The following is a 21863-nucleotide window of genomic DNA, read 5'->3' as shown; positions in this document are numbered from 1 at the left end:
TTGTCACGATTGACTTTCGGTGGGCGGTTGGGACTCTGGTTCTGTCGTAGGGGGAGGGAGCTCGTTATGAGGCGTCTCGCAGTGCCTGGAGTGGCGGTCGGCCTCGTGCTGATGAGCGTGCCCGCCGCGCAGGCCCATGACCATCCCGCCGGCATCACCGACCTGGTCACTCCCGCGGTGGTCAGGGTCGAGGCCAAGGCGCTGATCAACATCACGCTTCTCGACCATGTCGGCGAGCTGTTGCACATCGAGCGCAGCTACGAGGTGCCGATCGGCGTCGGCACGGGGACCGTGGTCAATCCGGACGGGACGCTCGTCACACTCACCCAGGTGGTCAACACCGACAAGGACCTGGCGACGTACGCGGCGAACAAGGTGTTCGGCGACTATCACAAGGTGGACATCCCCGCCGACTTCGGCAGGCACAAGGTCGACGACGAGACACTCAACCATCATCTGCAGCTCTGCTACGACCTCAAGAGCAAGATGTCGACCTGCATCGTCGACATCCAACAGGACATCACGGTCTTCCCGAACATCACGCCCGCTGATGGGCGGGGGTTCAAGGCCGAGGTCGTGAAGCTCGGCGACAGACCCGACACTCCCGCCGTCCTGCGGCCGTCCTCAAGGGCCGACGGCGGCGTCGGGCTGCCCACCGCGCCGCTGGCCGAGAAGGTGCCCAGCAAGCCGGGCTCGCCCACCGCGGTCGCCGGATTCCTCGGCAGACCGGGACCCAATCAGTCGATCAAGCTCGACATCGCCCACCTGGGTCCCGGTGCGGCGGGTGAGGGCGGCCGCAGCTTCTCCGACCCGCAGAAGAAGGCCGACGAGCCCGTCAAGCTCGGCAAGCTGATCGATCAGGGGATGCTCGGCGCTCCCGTCATCGGCGACAAAGACGGCCACGTCATCGGTCTGCTGGTCGGAGGCGGCAATACGGCCAAGATGATCGGCGCCCGTGAGATCACCTCCGCGCTCGCCGTCGCCAAGACGCCCGCGCGAAGGGGAACGGTCGACGCGGCCTTCGAGGCGGCGCTGACCCGCTTCCACACCAAGAACTACACCGACGCCGTACCCCTGTTCCAACGCGTGCTCGCCCTCTACCCCGGCCAGCCCGTGGCCGCCGCCCACCTGCAGGAGTCGCTGGCCAAGAAGGGCACCGCCGCCGATCTGGGCGTCAGGAAGGCCCCGCCGCCCCAGACCACCAAGATCCCGTTGTGGCCGTTCATCGCCGGAGCGGCGCTCGTCCTGGCCCTGACCGCGGGGCTCGCGCTGCTGCTGTGGCGGCGACGGCGGGCCGCGCTCTACGAAGAAGAACCGGAGGAGATGCCGCAGCAGGAGCTCAACCTCGCCGCACGTCCCCCCGATGACGGCGCCAGCCCGACAGTGATGGTCAGGCGATCCCAGACCTTCCCCGTCGTTCCGACGCAACAACCGCAACCGCAACCTGTGATGACAGCACAGCAAACCGCACAAACGCAGCTCAAATTCTGCACGTCATGCGGTATGAAACTGGGCCCCGCGCACCGGTTCTGTGGCTATTGCGGCCACCCGATCGAAACGTGATGCACTTGAACGAGAGATCCCTGATCGGCCAGGAGGTCGCGGGGTACTACATCGAGGACGTCATCGGCAAAGGCGGCATGGCGGTGGTCTACCTTGCCCTGGACCCCCGCCTGAGCCGCAGGGTGGCACTGAAGATCCTCAACCCCATCCTCGCCGTGGACGACCGCTTCCGCCAGCGCTTCATCCTGGAGTCGAGGACCGTCGCCAGCATCGAGCATCCCAACATCATCCCGATCTACGAGGCCAACTCCGACGAGCAGGGCGTGCTGTACATCTCGATGCGCTACGTGGACGGCTTCGACCTGCGCAGGTTCATCCTCGACAGGGGACCGATGCCCGTCGGGCAGGTCAACAGCGTCGCCGCGCAGGTGGCCGCGGCCCTCGACGCCGCCCACGCGCACGACCTGATCCACCGTGACGTGAAGCCCGCCAACATCCTGCTCGCCGGCGACCACGTCTACCTGACCGACTTCGGCATCACCAAGCACCGCACCTCGATCTCCGGGCTGACGCAGACCGACCAGTTCATCGGCACACCGCGCTACATGTCGCCCGAGCAGATCAACAAGGAGCACATCGACGGCCGCGCCGACCAGTACGCGCTGGCCTGCGTCGTCTACGAGGCACTCGCGGGCCGGATGCCGTTCGAGCGCGACAACGACGTCGCGCTGCTGTGGGCTCACCTGGCCGAGTCGCCGACGCCGCTGTCGCACCAGCGCCCCGAACTGCCGCTCGAGGTCGACGGCGTGATGATGAAGGGGCTAGCGAAGTCGCCCGAGCAGCGCTATCCCACCTGCACGGCGTTCGTCGGCGCGCTGCGCGACGCCATCAGCGGCGAGTTCGCCCCCACCCGCCCGCAGCAGCCGGTCCAGCCCAAGGCCAAAGCCAAGACCAAGGCCAAGGCCAGAACCCAGCCCAAGACTCAGCTCAGAACTCCGACCGAGCCCAGGACCGTCAAGCCTGGCAAGAGCGGGAGGCTGCCGCTCATCCTGACAGGAGTGGCGGCCACCGTCGCCGCGATCGTCCTCGCCGTCGTGCTGGTCCTGTCCAACAGCGGCGGTGGCATGGCCGCCTACAAGCCGACCGCCGCGGTACCGATGACCTTCGAATATCCGGACGCCTGGGCGGCCAAGACGCACAAGGACCTGTTCGCGGTGGCCTCGCCGAGCGCCACGCAGTTCGAGTCGCTGTTCGTCGCGGGGCCTGGCGCCGACTGGAACGAGGTCAACGCCCTGGAGCCCGCCGACGCCACCGGCTTGTACATCCAGCTGGCCGACACCTTCGACCCCAAGGCCGACCTGCAGGGCATGCAGGAGACGCTCAACACGATGCTGCCCGGCAAGGTCACCTTCACCTCCGAGCCGGCCGAGGGGTTGATCGCCGGCCGCACCGCCACCAAGTTCGAGGGCATCATGCGGAACTCCGCCAACACCGGCCTGCTCAACGTGACCGGCTACCTCGTCGACACCCCCACCAGGCCCGCGCTCATCCTCTACTTCTGCGCACCGAGCGCATGCGACGCCTCACTCCTCGCGAAGATCAGGACCAGCGTCGCGCTGACTTGAGCCTGACTTGGAGCCCGCTGTACCCCTATGGGCAGGGACGTCCTGAACGTCTACTCTCCGCGTGTGGGTATTCGAATCGTCATCGCGGACGACCAGGCCATGGTCAGAGTCGGCCTTCGCATGGTCGTCGACAGCGAGGAGGGCATGGAGGTCGTCGGCGAGGCCTCCGACGGCCACGAGGCGCTCGCCGTGGTCAGGCGGACCCGCCCCGACATCGTGCTGATGGACATCTCCATGCCCCGCATGGACGGCCTCGCCGCGGCCAGGCAGATCTTCGAGGAGCCCGCGCCGCCGAAGGTCGTCATGCTGACGACCTTCGACACGGACGAGAACCTCTACGCGGCCCTGCGCGCGGGCACCAGCGGCTTCCTGCTCAAGGTGTCGCCGCCCGAGCAGCTCGTGGAGGCGATCAGGGTCGTCCACTCCGGCGACGCCCTGCTCGACCCCGCGGTGACCAGCCGGGTCATCGCCTCCTTCGCCGGACGGCACGACCCGACGCCGCCGCCCCAGCTGGCCGACCTCACCCCGCGTGAGCTGGAGGTGCTGCGCCTGCTGGCCAGGGGGCTGACCAACGCCGAGATCGCCCGCGAGCTGTTCGTCGGCGAGGCCACGGTCAAGACGCACGTGGCCCGGGTGCTGATGAAGCTGCGGCTGCGCGATCGGGCTCAAGCCGTCGTGTTCGCGTACGAGTCGGGCGTGGTCAGGCCGGGCGCCGCCATCGGGTAGTAGGAGGCCCAGGCGGCGTCGCCCATCCGCAGCACCTTCAGGCCCGCCCAGCCGAGGGCGAGGACGGGGGCGCTCCAGAAGGGCACGGTCAGCGGGCCGTACGGCACGGCGAAGGAGCCCAGGTAGCCGACGGCGACCACGAGCGGCACCCACCAGCCGACGAACCCCGACCGCCACACCGCCACGGTCAGGAGCGGCAGCCCGATCATGCCCAGGAACATCCACGGCAGCTGGAACGCGCCGACGGTGATCGGCAGGTCGAGCATCTCGTCCATGATCTGCTGCGCCCGCTCAGGCGAGTAGTGCCTGCCCAGCCACCACTCGACCGGGTCGATGATCAGCAAGCCGGACAGCGAGACGTAGCCGACCACCGTCATGGCGGCGGCCACGTGGCCGAGCCTGGTGTTCGTACGGCGGGTGAGATGGGCCAGGCCGAGCGCGGCCACGGCCATCAGCAGCCAGCTCCAGTGGTAGAGAGCGGACTGGATCTGGGCGAGCGTGGGGTTGGCCCCGAAGCTGACGGCCTCGCGGTCGTCGCCCCACGTGCCCGGGTCGACGACGACGGCGACCGCCTGCAGCAGCGGTGCGGTGATGAGAAGTGCGCCCGCGGCGATCCTGCGGAAGGCGACCTGGTTGTTGAGCATGTCAGGGACGGTAGGCCGCCCCTGTGCTCCCGGTCGTCCACCTGCTGACCGATCCGACCTCACCCGGCCGGGGGACGGCGGCCATCCGTCTCGCGATTCGGGAGGGTATGGCGGTGCATGCCCCACTTGTGTGTATATTTTCCGTAAGAGAGCGTCCGAAACAGGAGATTTTTTATGCGAGCGTTCCCCAGGGTGCTGTTCGACGAGACGCACAGCGAGTCGTGGACCATTCGGCGTGAGGTCGCCGAGGCCATCAACCCCGCGCATCCCGACGACAACAGCTACGCGCGCGCGGCCGACCTGCTGCGCCGCCTGGGGCATCAGGTGGCCTCCGGTGGCCTGCGGTCGCTCGCCGAGCACGACGTCCTGGTGATCGCCCACCCGTCGCAGGAGCGCTGGGAGCGGACCACCGGCCAGGGCAGCCCGATCTTCACCGCCGACGAGCTGAACGCGATCGAGTCGTTCGTCGCCGACGGCGGCGGGCTGATCGTCCTGGCCGAGGAGGAGCAGGACAAGTACGGCAACAACCTGGCCGAACTGCTCGCCCGCTTCGGCATCGGCGTCACCCACACCACCGTCCGCGACCCCGGCAACGCCCACCGCGGCGTCGCCACCTGGGTGCTCGGCGCCCCCGCCAAGGGCGGCATGCTCGCGGGCGTCGACAGCGCGTGCTTCTACCGCTCGGGCGTGCTCACCGCCCGCGACGACGCCACCGTCCTGTTCGCCACCTCCGCCACCGCCGACCCGGCGGGCGCGCCGCTGGCCGTCTCCGTCGAGTACGGCAAGGGCAAGGTCGTGGCCTTCGCCGACTCCGACCTGTTCGGCGACGACTCCATCGACGACCACGACCACCGCACCCTGTGGGGCAACGTCGTGACGTGGGCGGCAAGGGTGCCCGCGCCCACCCGCTCGGCCGACGCGCAGGACGGGGCGAAGGCCGAGCTGTTCGCGCAGCTGAAGGCCGTCGTGGAGGAGCTGCGCCCGCTCCAGATCAAGGACGGCTCGGTTGCCGAGGACAAGCCGCACGCCGCGGCGCTCGTCGGCTACGTCTCCGACCTCGTCGGCAGGCTGTCAGGCTACTTCCCGCACGACGCGGCCTACCTCACGGCCGTTCAGGCCGACCTGGCCAAGTGGCTCGAGCAGGACCTCGGCGTGCCCGACTTCCTCGACTCGCTCAACCTCTTCCACCCCGACACCCAGCGCGTCGACGGCCTGGAGCACCTCGTGGTGTTCCCGATGTACACCCAGAACGGCAACCCCAACCGGAACCTCGAAGCGGTCTGGATCCGCACGATCTGGCCCGAGTGGCTGGCCGCGCTGGAGTCCGACGGCTACGACAACCCGCTGTTCGTGCCGATCGCCTTCGAGGACTTCACCTCCGGCTACGACACCTTCTCGGCCGTCCTGTTCCCCGAGACCGTCGCCGTACGGCAGGCCCCCGAGCGCTTCACCTGGGGCGGCATCTTCGCCGACAGGGAGGCCGCGCGCTTCCGCAAGGTCAGCACCGCCGCCGCCCAGACGCTCAAGCTCGACCTGCCGCCCGACGCGGCCAGGCTGCTGGAGTCGCAGGAGCTGGCCCAGGACACCTTCGTCATGTGGGACCTGATCCACGACCGCACCCACAGCCACGGCGACCTGCCGTTCGACCCCTTCATGATCAAGCAGCGCATGCCGTACTGGCTGTACTCGCTCGAGGAGCTGCGCTGCGACCTGACCGCGTTCGGCGAGGCGGTCAAGCTGGAGGAGGCGGGCGTGCCGCACGCCCGCTACGTGCAGCTGGCCATCCTGTTCGACCGGCTCTTCCGCTTCCCGATCACCGGCGAGCGGGTGCGCAACTACGACGGGCTCGGCGGGCAGCTGCTCTTCGCCTACCTGCACCGCAACGACATCATCAGGTGGACCGACAACCGCCTGTCCGTCGACTGGAACCGCGTCGCCGACGGCGTGGCCGACCTGCGCGGCGAGGTGGAGAAGCTCTACCGCGACAGCATCGACCGCTCCAAGCTGGCGCACTGGATCGCCGCCTACGAGCTGGTCACCGCCTACGTCGAACCGCACCCGCGCTCGGCGTGGAAGCGCGGCGACCTGCCCGAGGAGCAGAAGGCCATGGTCGACGCCGTGCTGCCCGACGAGTTCCCCCTGAGCATGTTCTACGAGGCCCTGCGCCGTAAGCTCGGTGACGTCGTCGAGTCCACGAAGGGGATCCGAGCATGATCCTTCTGATTACGGGTGCGGCCGGGCCCACGGGGCAGGCCGTCGCCGAGCACTTCACCAAGAATGGTCACACGGTCATCGGCGTGGACAAGGACGACGTCGACCTGCTCGACCGCTCCGCCGTACAGGACCTGGCCACGAGCATCGAGAACGAGCACGGCCGCCTCGACGGGGTCGTGCACCTGGTCGGCGGGTGGCGCGGCGGCAAGACCTTCGCCGACACCGACCTGGAGGACTGGAACGTCCTGCACGACCTGCTCATCCGCACCCTCCAGCACGTGTCGCTCGCCTTCGAGCCGCTGCTCAGGAAGTCGGACAACGGCAGGTTCGTGATCGTGTCCGCCAAGGCGGCCGAGCGGCCCACCGCGGGCGGCGCCTGCTACGCCGCGGCCAAGGCGGCCTCGGAGGCGTGGACGCTCTCGCTGGCCGACGCGCTGAAGGACACCGGCTCCGCGGCGACCATCCTCGTGGTCAAGGCCCTGCTGAACGACGAGATGAAGGCGGCCAAGCCGGACGCGAGGTTCGCCGGCTTCACCCACGTCGACGCCCTCGCCGAGGCGGTCGCGGGGCTCTACGAGCGACCCGCCCACGAGATCAACGGCACGCGATTGGACCTCACCCAGTGATTCCCCGCCACGACCCCGCCCTCAAGGCGTTCGCCAGCGACAACTACGCGGGCGTCCACCCGGAGATCCTGCAGGCCATCGTCACGGCCAACCAGGGACACCAGATCTCCTACGGCGAGGACGTCTACACCGAGGCGCTGCAGGACCTCTTCAAGCACCACTTCGGCGACAGCGCCCAGACCTATCCGGTCTTCAACGGCACCGCCGCCAACGTCGTCTCGCTGCGCGCCATGACCCGGCAGTGGGAGGCCGTGGTCTGCGCCGACACCGCGCACATCCACACCGACGAGGGCGGCGCGCCCGAGGTCGTGGGCGGCATCAAGCTGTTCACGGTGCCCACCCCCGACGGCAAGCTCACCCCCGCGCTGATCGACACCCAGGCGTGGGGCTTCGGCGACGTCCACCGGGCCCAGCCCAAGGTCGTGTCCATCTCCAACACCACCGAGCTCGGCACCCTCTACACGCCCGACGAGATCGCGGCCATCTGCGACCACGCCCACGGGCTCGGCATGACCGTCCACCTCGACGGCTCCAGGCTCACCAACGCCGCCGCCGCGCTGGACGTGCCGCTGCGCGCGCTGACCACCGACGCGGGCGTCGACGTGCTTTCCTTCGGCGGCACCAAGATCGGCCTCCTGTACGGCGAGGCCGTCGTCGTACTCAACCCCGAGGCGGCCACCGGCGTCGACTACCTGCGCAAGACGTTCATGCAGCTGTCGTCCAAGATGCGCTTCGTCTCCGCGCAGTTCGAGGCGCTGCTCTCAGGCGACCTGTGGCTGCGCAACGCCAGGCAGGCCAACGCGATGGGCGCCAGGCTCGCGGCCGCCGTACGCGACGTGCCGGGAGTCGAGCTGTCAAGGGAGGCGCAGGCCAACGCGGTCTTCGTCCGCCTGCCCAAGGACGTCACCGAGCGCCTGCAGAAGCGCTTCCGCTTCTACACCTGGAACGCGGCCATCGGCGAGGTGCGCTGGATGTGCTCCTTCGACACCACGGAAGCCGACGTCGACGCCTTCGCCGCCGCCGTGGCGGAGGAGCTTCACGGCGAGCCGCCCGTCTCGTTCTCGTAGGCGCTCAGCTGCTGCTCCAGGGCCTTCATCAACTCGAAGACCTGGCTCGGCGGAATCCTGATGCGGCTGACGATCCTGGTCGGGACATGCACCACGGCCTGTCCCGACTCGGGCTCCTCCGTCAGCTGTGGCGGCCGGGTGATCACCGCGAAGTCGAGCACGAACCCGTCACGGGTGTGCCAGACCGAGGCGAAGTTGGCGTACTGCCCCGCCTCGACCTCCGGCGAGATGCTGACCTCCAGGCGACTCTCGGGCTCTCCCATGCCGCCATCGTGCCCTATATCGGGATCGGCAGGCATAACCACCGCGCCGTCCGATCTCTCGCCCGCCCCCGTCCATGCCGCCGCGCTGCTTGAGGGCGCGGGCGACTAGTCCTTCAGGATCGAGGGGAAGGGCGTCGCGCCGCGCTGCTTCAGCAGATCGGCCATCAGGTTGATCTCGCTGGTCTGGCTGTTGACGATCTGCTGGGCCATCCCCTTCACCTCGGCCCTGTCCGTCAGCTCCAGCAGCCCCTTGGACATCTCGACGCCACCCTCGTGGTGGCGGATCATCAACTGCAGGTAGAAGACCTCCGCCTCCTTGCCCTGCAGGCTTCTGAGCTTGGCCATCTCCTGCTCGGTGGCCAGGCCCGGCATCGGTTCGGGCTTCTCCTGCGTGCCGCCGTGCCCCGCGTGCCCGACCATCCACGCCATCGGCGGGCGGTCCGTGGCCTGGCCGAGCCCCCACTGCTGCAGCCACCCCATGAACATCCCGCGCTGCGCCGTCTGCGTGACGATGATGTCCTCGCTCAGATTCCTGACGTCGGGCGAGGTCGACCTGTCACGCACCATGAAGGACATCTCGGCCGCCTGCGCGTGGTGCCTGCCCATGTCACGGGCGAACCCGGCCTCGGGCGAGGAGTCGGTGGGCGTGCCGCTCCTGCCCACCACGAAGAACAGGAGGGCGGCGACGGCGAGCACCACGAGGCCCACGATCTGAAGAGGCTTTTTCGTCATCGTTTTCCAGAGTACTAAGGGGTCCTTCCCTATTCGCCACATACGCCCCGAGGGCATAGGGTGACCCGCAGTTGGTAAGCCCATGGAGGAGACTGATGACGAAGGAGAAGGCGCAGGCGCGACGCGAGCATCTGGCCAAGATGCGAGCTGAGCAGCACGCCAAGGAGCGCCGGACCGCCATGGTGATGTGGGGCGTCGGTGGCCTCGTCATCCTCCTTCTGATCGGCGGAGTCGGCTTCTACGTCATCAAGGACCGGCAGGCGACCTCGCTCGACGCCGTGACCAACGCGTCCTACGCGGGCGGCGAGCACGTCTGGAAGACGGTCAAGTACAAGGAGACCCCGCCGGTCGGCGGCCCGCACAACAACTACTGGCAGCAGTGCGCGGTCTACGACAAGCCCATCCACAGCGAGCACGGGGTCCACTCACTCGAGCACGGCGCGGTGTGGATCACCTACCGCCCCGACCTGCCCAAGGCGCAGATCGAGAAGCTCAAGTCGATCGCCGAGTCGACGGGTGACGCCAACTACATGCTGCTCAGCCCGTACCCCAACCTTCCCGCGCCGATCGTGGCCAGCTCGTGGGGCCACCAGCTGACCTTCCAGGACGCGGACGACGCCAAGCTGCCCAAGTTCATCACCAAGTACCAGAACGGCGCCGACACCCCTGAGCTCGGTGCCACCTGCGGGGGCGAGTACGCGATCACCACGACCGCCGACCAGCAGCCGCTGCCGCCCGAGCCCAAGGGCCAGGCGACGCCGATGCCGAGCGAGTCGATCGCGCCCTCGGGCACGCCGTCGCCCGCGCGCTCCTAACCCAGCACCTCCAGAAGGGGCGTCGACACGAGCCCGTGCGCCTCGGCCACGGGCTCGCTGATCAGGCGCCCCTCGTGCGTGTTCAGCCCTCGGGCGAGCGCTGGGTCGGTCCTCAGCGCAGCCAGCCAGCCGCTGTCGGCGATGGCCAGCGCATACGGCAGGGTGACGTTCGTCAGCGCGAACGTCGAGGTGTGCGGCACCGCCCCCGGCATGTTGGCCACGCAGTAGAAGACCGACTCATGGACCCGGTAGGTCGGGTCCGCGTGCGTGGTGGGCCTGGAGTCCTCGAAGCAGCCGCCCTGGTCGATGGAGATGTCCACCAGCACGGAGCCCGGCCTCATCCTGCTGACCAGCTCGTTGGTGACCAGCATCGGCGCCTTCGCGCCCGGCACCAGCACCGCGCCGATCACCAGGTCGGCCTCCAGCACGGCCTTCTCGATCTCCAGCGTGTTCGACGCGATCGTCTGGCAGTGGCCCCGGTAGATCACGTCGGCCTGCCGCAGCTTGTCGACGTTGCGGTCCAGCAGCAGCACCTCGGCCTGCATGCCGAGCGCGATCGCCGCCGCGTTCATCCCCGACACGCCCGCGCCGATCACGACGACCGTGGCCGCGCGCACTCCCGAGACGCCGCCCATCAGCACGCCCCTGCCGCCCTGGGGGCTCATCAGGTGGTAGGCGCCCACCTGAGGGGCGAGCCGTCCCGCCACCTCGGACATCGGGGCGAGCAGCGGCAGCGCGCCGTTGTCGGCCTGCACGGTCTCGTAGGCGATGCCGGTCACGCCCGAGTCGAGCATCGCGCGCGTGCACGGCTCCGAGGCGGCCAGGTGGAGGTAGGTGAACAGCACCTGCCCCTTGCGCATTCTGTGATACTCCTCGGCGACCGGCTCCTTGACCTTCAGGATGAGGTCGCCCGTGCTCCACACCTCCTCGGGCCCGTCGAGGACCACCGCGCCGACGGCGGTGAAGTCCACGTCGGGGATCGCCGACCCCACGCCCGCGTCACGCTCGACGAAGACCTGATGTCCATGCCTGATGAGTTCGTGCGCGCCCGCGGGTGTGAGGGCCACGCGATACTCATGGTTCTTGACCTCGCGAGGAACTCCGACCTTCATAAGACCAATGTTCCCCGGGCATGGGGTGACACTCTGTATGGACCGTGCCAAAGTTCTTGGCAGAGTGTCGATGATTTCCTGGTTTTTGCCGTCCTCGCTAGGCTCTGCGGAAGCACCAGTCAGGATGGGGTTCACGGATGGAGAAACCGCCGCCGCCGGGGCAGCCGCCCGGGGCGCAGCCCGCAGCGGTCCCGGAAGGACCGAGGGCGAGCAGGCTCACCACCATCGTGCTGATCGTATCCCTCGTCCTGGTCGTGCTGACCGCGGGCGTGCTCGGCACCGTCGCGGTGCTCATGACGAGGAACCCGGACTCGCCGCTGTTCGGCGGCAAACCGCCGGTCAGGCTCGGCCAGCCGATCTACTTCGCCCCCGTCGAGGAGCAGAAGCCCGCGCCCTGCCCCGGCGAGAAGGTGGCGCTCTCGCTCGACGGGAAGATCTGCTACTTCCTGTCCGAGGCGGTGCCCGTCTCGGCCGTGCAGACGATCGAGACGGTCAAGGAGAAGGACAGCTACGGCGTCAGGATCGCCGTCGCCCCCGCCTTCCGCGACGCGCTCGCCGCGCTGATGAGGGAACGCGTCGACGAGCAGATCGCCATCCTGGTCGGCCAGAACGAGAGCGCCACCGTGCTGGCCGCGCCCACGGTCGCCCAGCAGATGAGCGGCGACAGCGTCAGCATCGCGGGCTTCACCAAGGAGAAGGCCGACGAACTGGTGAAGGCGATGCTGGGCGCCGTGACACCGCCCACCACTCCGGGCGCGTCGCCCCCGCCGGGCACGAGCACCACCCCGCCGGGCACGAGCACCACGCAGCCGGGGATGACGCAACCCGGAGCCACCCAGCCGGGAGCCACCCCGCCGGGCACCGGGACCACGCAGCCTGGCTCCACGCAGCCTGGCTCCACGCAGCCTGGCTCCACACAGCCTGGCTCCACACAGCCTGGCGTCCCTCAGCCCGGAGCCACCCAGCCGGGCGCCCGCACGACCGGCATCACGCCGCCGGGCTCGGGCACCGGGGCTACCACAAGCGGCACGCGAACCACGGATTCCACGCTCAGCGCGGGCAGCGAGAAGCGCTATCCCAGCTGCAAGGAAGCCATCGCGGCCGGGTACGGCGGGCCGTACCAGAAGGGCAGGCACCCGCAGTACTACTGGTACACCGACAAGGACGCCGACGGCTTCGCCTGCGACCCCCAAGACGGCTGACATCTGCCAGGGGGACTGCGGTTGCTCCGGTGGCGGCCGCAGCCGATAGGTTCACGGCCGTGGACGGGATCGCAGGGACCATCGCGACAGCGGTGGGGATGTTCGCCGGCACGAACGTGGACGACCTCATCGTGCTGACGGTGTTGTTCCTGTCCTCGAGGGCCGGTGGCGCGCCCAGGGCCTGGCAGATCTGGGGCGGGCAGTACGCGGGAATCGCGGTCCTGGTCGCCGTGTCGGTGATCGCCGCCCTCGGCCTGGCGATCGTTCCCGATGCCTGGGCCGGCCTCCTCGGCCTGGTCCCCTTCGCGCTCGGCGTCCGTGGCCTCATCTCCGCGATCCGCACCCGTGACGACCCGGAGGACGCCTCGCCGCCCATCGCCTCCGGCCTGGTCGCCGTCGCCGGGGTGACGATCGCCAACGGCGCCGACAACATCTCGGTCTACACCCCGGTGTTCCGTACCATCGGCGCGGGACCCACGCTCATCACGATCGCCGTGTTCGTCGCCGGAGTCGCCGTGTGGTGTCTGGCAGGGTCATGGCTCGGCTCCCACAAGAAGGTGATCGGGATCGTCGAACGGTACGGCCATTGGCTCGTCCCCTGCGTATTCATGATCATCGGCGGCCTCATCGTCATCGAGTCAGGCGTCCTGACAAGGATCTTCTGAGCACCCCGCCGCACCGCCGTCACGCAGGTGGGCGACGCGGTCAGAAGAGGCCGCTGATCGCGAAGTACGCCAGGAACACCAGCGAGACCACCCACAGCAGCCAAGGGATCTCGGAGAACTTCCCGCGAGCCGCCTTGATGACCGTGTAGGCGATCACCCCCGCCCCCACCCCGTTGGTGATGCTGTACGTGAACGGCATCAGCGCGATCGTCAGGAACGCGGGCACGGCCAGCTCCAGGTCCTCCCACGGCACGTTGCGGCTCTGCGTCATCATCAGCGCGCCCACCACCACGAGCGCGGGAGCGGCCGCGGCGGCGGGGACCACCTCGGCCAGGGGCGTGAACAGCATGGTCAGCCCGAGCAGCCCCCCGGTCGCGACGCTGGCCAGGCCGGTGCGCGCGCCCTCGCCCACGCCCGCCGCCGACTCCACGAACACGGTGTTGGCCGAGGCGCTGCACACGCCGCCGATCACGCCCGCCACGCCGTCCACGGTCAGGATGGCGCCGAGCCGCGGCACCCTGCCCTGGGCGTCGACCAGCGAGGCCTCGTCGGCGACACCGATGATGGTGCCCATCGCGTCGAAGAAGCCCGACAGGACGAGCGTGAACAGCACGACGGAGGCGGTGACGACGCCGGCGGTGGCGAATCCGCCGAAGAGGTCGACGTCGCCGATCAGCGCGAAGTCGGGTGGTGAGATCAGCGCCTCGGGCACATTGGGCACCACGACGCCCCACTGTTTGGGGTCGATCGTGGCGACGGCGTTCACGACGATCGCGACGACCGCGGTGATCACGATGGACAGCAGGATCGCGCCGGGCGTCTTGCGGACGAACAGGATGATCATCAGTAGCAGTCCGAGGCAGAACACCGCGACGGGCCAGCCGACCAGATGCCCGACGGCGCCGAGCTGCAGGGGCGTGGCGCCCGTGCCGGAGACGAAGCCCGCGTCGACCAGGCCGATCAGCGTGATGAACATCCCGATGCCCACGCTGATGGCGTGTTTCAGCGCCAGCGGGATCGAGTCCATGATCAGCCGGCGGACGCCCGAGACGGCCAGCAGGATGATCACCAGGCCTTCGAGCACGACCAGGCCCATCGCCTGCGCCCACGTCATGTGCGGGGCCGCCTGATAGGCGACGACCGCGTTCAGCCCGAGCCCGGCGGCCACGCCGAAGGGGGCGTTGCCGATGAACGCCATCAGCAGCGTGCTGACCGCCGCCGCCAGCGCGGTCGCGGTGGTCAGCTGGCCGATGTCGAGCCGCGCCCCCGTGACGTCTCTCGCGCCGCCCAGGATGATCGGGTTGAGCAGGATGATGTAGGCCATCGCCATGAAGGTCGTGACGCCGCCACGCACCTCACGCCCGACCGTGGTCTCGCGTTCGGACAGCTCGAACAGCCGGTCGAGCACGATCATCCCCCTTACGCTCGAAGGGGGGTGATCGTTTTCTACCCAGTTTGCCCTGCGGCTATCGCTGCTCGTGCTTGCCGCCGCCGACCAGGGCGACGAACTCGTCCAGCGTGATGCTGCCGTCACCGTCACGGTCGGCCGATGCGACGAACGCCTCGATCTCCTCGTCGGTGACCCCGTGACCGCCCAGCGCCTGGTTCACCTGCCGGATCTCGCCCGCCGTGAGCACGCCGTCGTGGTCGGTGTCGAACTTCTCGAACTCGGCCTTGGCCGCCTCGCGCGCTTCGGACATGGGGCTGTTTCCTCCGTGATTGGTCGAGCCTGTCGAGCACCCAACCTAGCGCGGCCACGCGTTTGTCATGAAAGGACCCCGACGATGTGCTCCGGCCGTACCGGCACCCTGGTCAGCGCGACGCCGGTGGCGTCGCGTACGGCGGCCACGATGGCGGGCGTGGAGGAGAGCGTGGGCGGCTCGCCCGCCCCCCGCAGTCCGTACGGCGCGGCGGGATCGGGGTTCTCCATGATCGACAGCTGCATGGGCGGCATGTCGAGCACGGTCGGGATGAGGTAGTCGGTGAAGGACGGGTTCAGCACCCGCCCGTCGCGAACCTGGATCTCCTCCATCAGCGCCAGGCCGAGCCCCTGCGCCGAGCCGCCGTGGATCTGGCCCTCCAGCGCGACCGGGTTGAGTATCCTGCCGACGTCCTGCACCGCGGCCAGCTCCACGACCTTGACCAGGCCGAGTTCCACGTCGACGTCCACGACCGCCCTGTGCACGCACAGCGCGAGCTGGGTGTGGGAGTCGGCCTGCCCCGTGACGGGGTCCATGGGATAGGTGGGCCGGTGCCTGAACTCCCGCGTCTCCTCGATCGGGCCGTGCTTCTCCAGCGCCTCGACGACCGGCAGCCCCTCGAACCGCTCCCGCACCGCCTCGCACGCCGCCTTGACCGCGCCGCCAGTGACGTAGGACTGGCGGGAGGCGGACGACGAGCCCGCCGACCCGACCCGGGTGTCGGCGGTGGCGACCGTGACCCTGTCGACGCCCAGCTCGGTGCGGGCGATCTGCGCCTGGATCGTCACCAGCCCCTGCCCGACCTCGGCGGCCGCGGTGTGGACGGTGGCGTGGGGCTCGCCGCCGATCAGCTCGACGCGGACCCTGGCGGTGGAGTAGTCGTCGAAACCCTCGGAGAAGCAGATGTTCTTGATGCCGACGCCGTAGCCGACGCCCCGCCGTACACCCTCGCCGTGGGTGGTCTGGGAGACGCCGCCCGGCAGGTCGCGCAGGTCCTGCGAAGCCGGGCCTGGCATGGGCATGGCGGCCAGCTCCCGCAGCATCTCGGCCAGTGGCGCCGGCGAGTCGATGATCTGGCCCGTGGCCAGCGCCGAGCCCTGGGAGACGGCGTTGCGGACGCGGATCTCGACGGGGTCGAGGCCGCAGGCGGCGGCGAGCTTGTCCATCTGCGACTCGTAGGCGTAGCAGGCCTGCACCGCGCCGAACCCGCGCATCGCGCCGCACGGCGGATTGTTGGTGTAGACGCCGGTGGCCACGATGTCGACGTTGGGCGCCTCGTACGGGCCGACGCCGAGGGAGGCCGCGTTGCCGACGACGGCGGGGGAGGAGGAGCAGTAGGCGCCGCCGTCGAGGAGGATCTCGGCCTTGACGTAGACGAGCCTGCCCTCGCGGGTGGCGCCGTGCTCGTAGCGCATCCACGCGGGGTGGCGGTGCACGTGCCCGAAGAACGACTCCTCGCGGCCGTAGACGATCTTGACGGGCCGGTCGAGGCGGAGCGCGAGCATGCAGGCGTGCACCTGCATCGACAGGTCCTCTCGGGCGCCGAACGCGCCGCCCACGCCCGCCAGCGACAGCCGTACCTTCTCGGGGGGCAGGCCCAGGCAGGGGGCGAGCTGGTCGCGGTCCACGTGCAGCCACTGCGTGGCGATGTAGAGATCGACCCCGCCGTCCTCCGCGGGTACGGCGAGGCCCGACTCCGGGCCGAGGAAGGCCTGGTCCTGCATGCCGACCTCGTACTCGCCGGTGACGACGACCTCGGCCTCGAAGGTGTCGCCGACCCTGACGGGCTGCCTTCTGACGAACTCCGTGGCCAGCCGGGGGTCGGTGACGGCCTCTCTCACCTCGTAGTCGACGACGATGGCGGCCGCCGCCCTGCGGGCGGTCTCCGGGTGCTCGGCCGCCACGAGCGCCACCGGTTCGCCCTGGTAGCGGACCTGGTCGATGGCCAGGACCGGCTGGTCCTTGTGCTCCAGGCCGTAGAACTTCTCGCCGGGCACGTCCTCGTGCGTCAGCACGGCCAGCACCCCCGGCACGGCCAGCGCGGGGCCGATGTCGATCGACCTGATCCACGCCGAGGCGTGCGGGCTGCGCAGCGTCACGCCCCACACCATGCCGTCGAGCCACAGGTCGGAGGAGTAGGCGAACTCACCCGTCACCTTGAGGGTGGCGTCAGGTCGCATGACGCTCTCGCCCACGCCCTGCCGCGTCGTACTGACCGTGTCCGTCATCTTCCGAGTACAGCACTCGGCATCCGGGCGGCCTATGTCTGTGATGTGAAATCACGGTAAGCCGTCCTTGGGCCCGCTTGTATATTCCTCCAAGTGCGCATCAGGGACCTGCTCGCCGTCTCCGAGCTCGGCCTCACCCTGCTGGCAGGGGACGAGGACACCGAGTTCACCGCTGTGCACGTCACCGACCTGCCCGACCCGGGGCGTTATCTCACCGGCGGCGAGCTGGTGCTCACCGGGCTGATGTGGCGGCACGAGCCCGCCGACTCCGCCCGCTTCGTCGCCGCACTGCGGGCCGCCGGTGTCGCGGCCCTGGGCGCGGGCCAGGCGTGGCTCGGCCACGTCCCCGACGACCTGGTGGCCGCGTGCGCGCAGGCCGGCATGCCGCTGCTGGAGATCCCGACCGCCGTCTCCTTCCGCGCCGTCGGGGAGGTCGCGGCCCCGCGCCTGTCGGGCGAGGTCAGGGCGGCGCTCGGCCGCCAGCGCAGAATCGTCGACGCCGTCGCGGAGGGCGCCGACCTGGCCGAGCTGTTCGCCCTCACCGCCGCCGAGCTCGGCGTGAACGGCGCCGTGCTTTCCTCCACGGGCGAGGTCGTCGTCGGCTCCTGCGCCGATCCCGTACGGCTCGCCACGGCCTACCTCGCCGCGCCCAGGCTGCCCTGCGTGTCGGAGGGGCACACGCTCTTCGGCATCGGCAGGGGCCACAGGGCCGCCGGATGGACGCTGGTCTGCGAGGGAGACCTGCTCGGCCGCGCCGACCTCGGCTTCGAGCTGGCCGCCTGCGTGGCGCTCGAACGCACCAGGATGGAGGAGGGCAGGCGGGTCGAGCGCCGCCTCGTCGAACAGCTCGTCGGGGCCGCCCTCGCCGCCGACGCCGATCCCGCCGAGCTCAACGCCCGGCTGCGCACGTGCGGGCTGGGGCCGGGCGAGCCGTACGCGGCGGTGACCGCGACGGCCCTGCGGCCGGGGGCGACGCGCGGCCCCGACCCGGCCACGCTGGGCGGACAGGTGCTGGAGGAACTGCTCGGCCGCGGCGTCGTCGCGGCGGCGGGAGCGGACGGCGCGGTCGCCCTCGTCCCGCTGCCCGATCCCGTCTCCGTCCTCGCCGACCGGCTGCGCGCGGGGCTCGGCGTGCTGTCGGCCCTGCGCGACACGAGGATCTCTATCGGCGTGAGCGGCGCGCTCACCGGCGCCTCCTCGATCAGGGGCGGGATCGAGGAGGCAGGCCACGCCCTCCGTATGGCGGAGGCGCGCTCCGGCGGGGTCGTCACCAGCGACGAGATCTACACCCACGCCCTCTTGCTGGCCACCGTGCCTGGCGACGTGCGGCGCTCGTTCACCCACCGGCTGCTGGAGCCGCTCTTCGACTACGACGCCAAACATCAGTCGGAGCTGGTGCGGACCCTCGGCGCCTTCCTCGACACGGCGGGGTCGTGGAACGCGTGCGCCGAGCGGATGCACGTGCACGTGAACACCGTGCGGTACCGCATCAGGCGCATCGAGGAGCTGACGGGCAGGGACCTGTCGACGATGGCCGACCGGGTGGACTTCTTCCTCGCCCTGCGGGCCCGGTGACCTGAGCCCTGGGGGCCGGTGACCAGACCTTGGGGACCGGGTGACCGGAGCCCCGGGGACCCGGTGACCGGAGCGCCGCGGGCTCGGTGATCAGACGAGGCCGGCGAGGGGGAGCGCGTCGCCGGCCCCCTGGGCCTCCCGCTCCTCGGCCACCTGGCGGCTGAACTCGGCCGACTGCATCGCGCGGGAGAGCGCGGCGGCCTCGCTCAGGAACGCGCGCGCCCGGCGCGGCCTGCCGAGCAGCCGATGCGCCCTGGCCAGGGTGATGAGGCAGTTCATCTCGGTGTTCAGCGACTTCACCGTGCGGGCGACGGCCAGCCCTGACGACAGCGCCTCCACGCCGGCCTCGAGGTCGCCCTCGTCGATCTTGACCAGGCCGAGCGCGCCGAGGATGGCCCCCTCGTGGCCGAGGTCGCCGACCTGCCGCGCCATCGTCAGCGCGCTCGTCAGGCACTCCTCGGCCTCGGCGAACCTGCGCAGGCGGCCGTTGGCGTGCCCCGCCATGAGCAGCGCGTAACGCTGGCCGACCTGGGAGCCGATCTCGGTCGCGATCTTCAGCTGCGCCATCGCGTGGCGCAGGGTGAGGTCGTGGCGGCCCACGTCGACGTAGGAGTTGGCCAGGTTGCCGAGCGCACGCTGCTCGGCGAACCTGTCGCCGAGCCGTCTGGCCAGCCTGAGCTCCTCGTTCAGGTGGCGGACCGCCGTTTCGACCTGGCCCTGGTGGCCGAAGCCGCTGGCGATCCCGCCGTGGGCCTCCAGCGCCATCGTGTCGTCGCTGAGCCGCCTGGCGACCGCGAGGGCCCGCTGGCACAGCGAGATCATGTCCACCAGGCGGTAGGAGTGGCGCTGGAACCAGCGCAGGGCGATGCTGAGCGCGGCTCCCAGACGTGCGATCCGCTCGTCGGGGTCGTCCATGGCCTGGGCGGCCGCGGCCACCAGGTTGGGCTCCTCGGCGTTGAGCCAGTCATGGGCCTCGTCGCGTTCGGTCAGCGGGTGCGGGCGCATCTGGACGGCGGGGCTGTCGGCCTGCACCCTGTGAGGGTCCATCAGGCGGGTGGCGTGCTCGACGGAGACGAGGTAGTAGCCGAGGACGCGATCGAGGCACGCGACGCGGTCGGCCACGACGTGCTCGCTGGCGAACAGCCTGACCAGGTCGTGCATCTGGTAGTGCCACGCCCGCCCCCGCTCGACGAGGTTGGCGTCGACCAGCCGGTCGATTGCGCGCTCGGCCTCGGCCGCCGGTGTGTTCAGCAGCGCGGCCGCGACCTCCGTGCTGACGTCGGGCACCCTGATGAGCGTGAGCAGGACGAGCAGCCTGGCCGCCGTCCTGTCGATGGGGTGGTCGCTGTCATGCAGCGCCTGCCAGCTCGCCGTCAGGCCCGACCTGACGGCCAGATCGCCCGACTCCAGCTCGTGGAGCCTGCGCTGCTCGTCGGCCAGGCGATCCACCAGCATGCCGACGGTCCAGTCGGGACGGCTGGCCAGCCGCGCGCCGGCGATGCGCAGCGCGAGGGGCAGCCCGTCGCACAACCTGACCAGCCTGGTCGTCGCCGCGGGGTCGGCCGAGGTACGGCTGGCCTCCGTCAGCCTGGCCAGCATGGTGACCGCTTCGGCGTCCTGCAGGGTCCCCAGGCGTACCTGCACGCAGTCGTCGGCGGGGGCCAGGGTCTCCCTGCTGGTCACCAGCACCGCGCAGCCCTCGGGAAGCGTCAGCAGCGGCCGTACCTGCGCGAGGTTGGCCGCGTCGTCGAGCAGCACGAGGACCCGCCGGTCGCTGAGCAGGTCGCGCCACAGCGCCGCGGCCTCGTCGAGGTCGACGGGCACCCGCTCGGGCGGGGTGCCGAGCGCCCGCAACAGCCTGCCGAGGGTCTGGGACGGAGTCAGCCGCTTGACGCCCGGCGTGCCCCCGCGCAGGTTCACGTAGAGCTGCCCGTCCGGAAACCGATGGGCGACGGCGTGTGCCACATGGACGGCCAGCGCCGACTTGCCCGCCCCCGGCGGCCCTGAGATCGCCACCGCGGGCGTGGGCGGAACCTCGTCCCACGGCGCGAGGTGCGAGCGGATCCTGAGCTGCTCGGTGGTGCGGCCGACGAAGCCGAGCAGGTCGCGGGGGAGCTGGCGCGGGACCGTGACGATCGGGGGCGCCTGCGCCGGTGTCTCGCCGCGCAGGATCGCGTCGCGGTAGGCGCGCAGCCGTTCGCCGGGATCGACGCCGAGCTCCTCGGCGAGCAGGCGCTCGCCCTCCCTGAACACCTCGAGCGCCTCCGCCTGGCGACCGCCCAGGTGCAGGGCCCGCATCAACGACTCGCGCAGCCCCTCGCGCAGCGGATGCTCGGCCACCAGCTCCATCAGCGAGGGAAGGATCTCCTGGTGCCTGCCGAGCTCGACCATGACCTCGGCCCTGTGCTCCATGGCGGTGACGCGCAGCTCGTCCAGATGGAGCCTGCGCGCTTCGGCGAACGGCCCTGGCACCCCTGGGAGCGCGGGTCCCCGCCACAACTCCAGGGCCAGATCGAGGCAGCGCAGGCAGCCTTCGAGATCACCTTCCGCGCGCCGCCGCGCGGCGTCGTCGATATGGGCGGAGAAGGCCACGCAGTCGACGTGGAGGGGATCGACGCGTAAGGAATAGCCACCGGGGACGCCGACGAGTATCCTCGGCTCTCCACGCGATCCCCGGTCCGGTTCGAGGACGTTTCTCAATCCGGCGACATACGTGTAGACGCTCTGCTCGGCGCTTTTCGGTGGGTCCTCGCCCCAGAGGCCGTCGATGAGGTGTTCCTTCAGGACGACCTTGCCCGCCGAGCAGGCGAGGATCGCCGCGATCGCCTGCTGACGGGGTGCGCCGAGCGGGACCTCGCGTCCACGGAGCCGTCCGAGCATCGGGCCCAGGAGAGCGATGAACACTCAAGCCTCCGGATTCGCCGCAGAGGGATGGTGAAACGGCAAGCCTAATCAGGAACGCAGACGATCGAAGATCAATGTCGCCTGTAGTTGAAATATAGACGGGCTGGTTACGCTGTTAATCCCCCATGGGAATGCCGAAGCCCCCGAATTGTGGCGATTCGAGGGCTTGACGAAGCGGCATCTTCCAGCAAGCACTGGAGCGCACTAGCAGCAGAGGTAGTCGAAGCTCGGCCGCTTAGGAGACACTTCGGCACCGGCGGTC

Annotated in this window: 18 protein-coding genes and 1 pseudogene; 10 read left to right on the top strand and 9 right to left on the bottom strand. The window is 69.9% G+C overall.

The window, feature by feature from the left end:
- The first annotated feature begins 66 nt into the window (after positions 1 to 66).
- From AB0B45_RS03205 to AB0B45_RS03195, 3 genes are all read left to right on the top strand, one after another.
- On the top strand, positions 67 to 1563 hold the full coding sequence (locus AB0B45_RS03205) for a hypothetical protein (RefSeq protein WP_358124389.1): 1497 nt from the start codon (positions 67 to 69) through the stop codon (positions 1561 to 1563).
- Positions 1563 to 3128: a serine/threonine-protein kinase gene (locus AB0B45_RS03200; protein WP_358124735.1), complete on the top strand. Its 1566-nt coding sequence runs from the start codon at positions 1563 to 1565 to the stop codon at positions 3126 to 3128. The genes AB0B45_RS03205 and AB0B45_RS03200 overlap by 1 nt, the downstream gene beginning before the upstream one ends.
- A 63-nt stretch (positions 3129 to 3191) precedes the next feature.
- Positions 3192 to 3854 (top strand): response regulator transcription factor, encoded by a 663-nt coding sequence (locus tag AB0B45_RS03195; protein ID WP_358124386.1) that lies wholly within the window; start codon positions 3192 to 3194, stop codon positions 3852 to 3854.
- Here the strand turns inward: AB0B45_RS03195 and AB0B45_RS03190 are convergent.
- Positions 3794 to 4498, bottom strand: coding sequence for a DUF4386 family protein (locus AB0B45_RS03190; protein ID WP_358124384.1), 705 nt, complete (start codon positions 4496 to 4498; stop codon positions 3794 to 3796). The genes AB0B45_RS03195 and AB0B45_RS03190 overlap by 61 nt on opposite strands.
- 174 nt (positions 4499 to 4672) lie before the next feature.
- Between AB0B45_RS03190 and AB0B45_RS03185 the strand changes: the two genes are divergently transcribed.
- Genes AB0B45_RS03185 through AB0B45_RS03175 form a run of 3 tightly spaced genes read left to right on the top strand, consistent with a single transcriptional unit; the run spans position 4673 to position 8405 of the window.
- On the top strand, positions 4673 to 6712 hold the full coding sequence (locus tag AB0B45_RS03185; RefSeq protein ID WP_358124381.1) for a DUF6421 family protein: 2040 nt from the start codon (positions 4673 to 4675) through the stop codon (positions 6710 to 6712).
- Positions 6709 to 7338 (top strand): SDR family NAD(P)-dependent oxidoreductase, encoded by a 630-nt coding sequence (locus tag AB0B45_RS03180; protein WP_358124378.1) that lies wholly within the window; start codon positions 6709 to 6711, stop codon positions 7336 to 7338. Before AB0B45_RS03185 ends, AB0B45_RS03180 begins: the two co-directional genes overlap by 4 nt.
- A complete protein-coding gene (locus AB0B45_RS03175) occupies positions 7335 to 8405 on the top strand; it encodes a low specificity L-threonine aldolase (RefSeq protein WP_358124375.1) in 1071 nt (356 codons plus the stop codon). Before AB0B45_RS03180 ends, AB0B45_RS03175 begins: the two co-directional genes overlap by 4 nt.
- On the opposite strand, the gene AB0B45_RS03170 is transcribed toward AB0B45_RS03175, so the two are convergent.
- Together AB0B45_RS03170 and AB0B45_RS03165 are read right to left on the bottom strand one after the other, a co-directional pair.
- Positions 8375 to 8668: a DUF3467 domain-containing protein gene (locus AB0B45_RS03170; protein WP_358124372.1), complete on the bottom strand. Its 294-nt coding sequence runs from the start codon at positions 8666 to 8668 to the stop codon at positions 8375 to 8377. The two genes, AB0B45_RS03175 and AB0B45_RS03170, sit on opposite strands and share 31 nt — an antisense overlap.
- A 105-nt stretch (positions 8669 to 8773) precedes the next feature.
- Entirely contained in the window at positions 8774 to 9400 is a 627-nt protein-coding gene (locus tag AB0B45_RS03165; protein ID WP_358124369.1) for a DUF305 domain-containing protein, read from the bottom strand.
- 95 nt (positions 9401 to 9495) lie between these two features.
- On the opposite strand from AB0B45_RS03165, the gene AB0B45_RS03160 reads away from it, so the two are divergent.
- On the top strand, positions 9496 to 10215 hold the full coding sequence (locus AB0B45_RS03160; protein WP_358124367.1) for a DUF3105 domain-containing protein: 720 nt from the start codon (positions 9496 to 9498) through the stop codon (positions 10213 to 10215).
- Here the strand turns inward: AB0B45_RS03160 and ald are convergent.
- On the bottom strand, positions 10212 to 11327 hold the full coding sequence (gene ald, locus AB0B45_RS03155) for an alanine dehydrogenase (RefSeq protein ID WP_358124364.1): 1116 nt from the start codon (positions 11325 to 11327) through the stop codon (positions 10212 to 10214). The genes AB0B45_RS03160 and ald overlap by 4 nt on opposite strands.
- 131 nt (positions 11328 to 11458) lie before the next feature.
- On the bottom strand, positions 11459 to 12262 hold the full coding sequence (locus AB0B45_RS03150; RefSeq protein ID WP_358124732.1) for a pentapeptide repeat-containing protein: 804 nt from the start codon (positions 12260 to 12262) through the stop codon (positions 11459 to 11461).
- Here AB0B45_RS03150 and AB0B45_RS03145 point away from each other — a divergent pair.
- Both AB0B45_RS03145 and AB0B45_RS03140 read left to right on the top strand, forming a co-directional pair.
- The gene (locus tag AB0B45_RS03145) at positions 12143 to 12529 is read left to right on the top strand and encodes an excalibur calcium-binding domain-containing protein (RefSeq protein WP_358124730.1); all 387 of its coding nucleotides are present in this window, start codon (positions 12143 to 12145) and stop codon (positions 12527 to 12529) included. The two genes, AB0B45_RS03150 and AB0B45_RS03145, sit on opposite strands and share 120 nt — an antisense overlap.
- Before the next feature lie 59 nt (positions 12530 to 12588).
- Positions 12589 to 13194 carry a cadmium resistance transporter gene (locus AB0B45_RS03140; RefSeq protein WP_358124361.1) on the top strand — a complete coding sequence of 202 codons (606 nt, stop codon included), beginning with the start codon at positions 12589 to 12591 and terminating at the stop codon, positions 13192 to 13194.
- Between the two features lie 40 nt (positions 13195 to 13234).
- Here AB0B45_RS03140 and AB0B45_RS03135 read toward each other — a convergent pair whose 3' ends face one another.
- The 3 genes and pseudogenes from AB0B45_RS03135 to AB0B45_RS03125 form a co-directional block, all read right to left on the bottom strand.
- Positions 13235 to 14608 (bottom strand): NCS2 family permease, encoded by a 1374-nt coding sequence (locus tag AB0B45_RS03135; protein WP_358124358.1) that lies wholly within the window; start codon positions 14606 to 14608, stop codon positions 13235 to 13237.
- Positions 14609 to 14660: 52 nt separating this feature from the next.
- Positions 14661 to 14903 (bottom strand): annotated as a pseudogene (locus tag AB0B45_RS03130) (EF-hand domain-containing protein); the annotation flags it as partial.
- 56 nt (positions 14904 to 14959) lie between these two features.
- On the bottom strand, positions 14960 to 17122 hold the full coding sequence (locus AB0B45_RS03125) for a molybdopterin cofactor-binding domain-containing protein (protein ID WP_358124355.1): 2163 nt from the start codon (positions 17120 to 17122) through the stop codon (positions 14960 to 14962).
- A 93-nt stretch (positions 17123 to 17215) separates the two neighbouring features.
- Between AB0B45_RS03125 and AB0B45_RS03120 the strand changes: the two genes are divergently transcribed.
- Complete coding sequence (locus AB0B45_RS03120) at positions 17216 to 18697, top strand: helix-turn-helix domain-containing protein (protein ID WP_358124352.1); 1482 nt, start codon at positions 17216 to 17218, stop codon at positions 18695 to 18697.
- 90 nt (positions 18698 to 18787) lie between these two features.
- Here AB0B45_RS03120 and AB0B45_RS03115 read toward each other — a convergent pair whose 3' ends face one another.
- Positions 18788 to 21601 carry a BTAD domain-containing putative transcriptional regulator gene (locus AB0B45_RS03115; RefSeq protein WP_358124350.1) on the bottom strand — a complete coding sequence of 938 codons (2814 nt, stop codon included), beginning with the start codon at positions 21599 to 21601 and terminating at the stop codon, positions 18788 to 18790.
- Positions 21602 to 21863 lie beyond the last annotated feature (262 nt).

The organism is Nonomuraea sp. NPDC049152 (genome assembly GCF_040648355.1).
Lineage (GTDB): Bacteria > Actinomycetota > Actinomycetes > Streptosporangiales > Streptosporangiaceae > Nonomuraea.
This window is presented reverse-complemented; position numbering and strand designations above follow the sequence as displayed.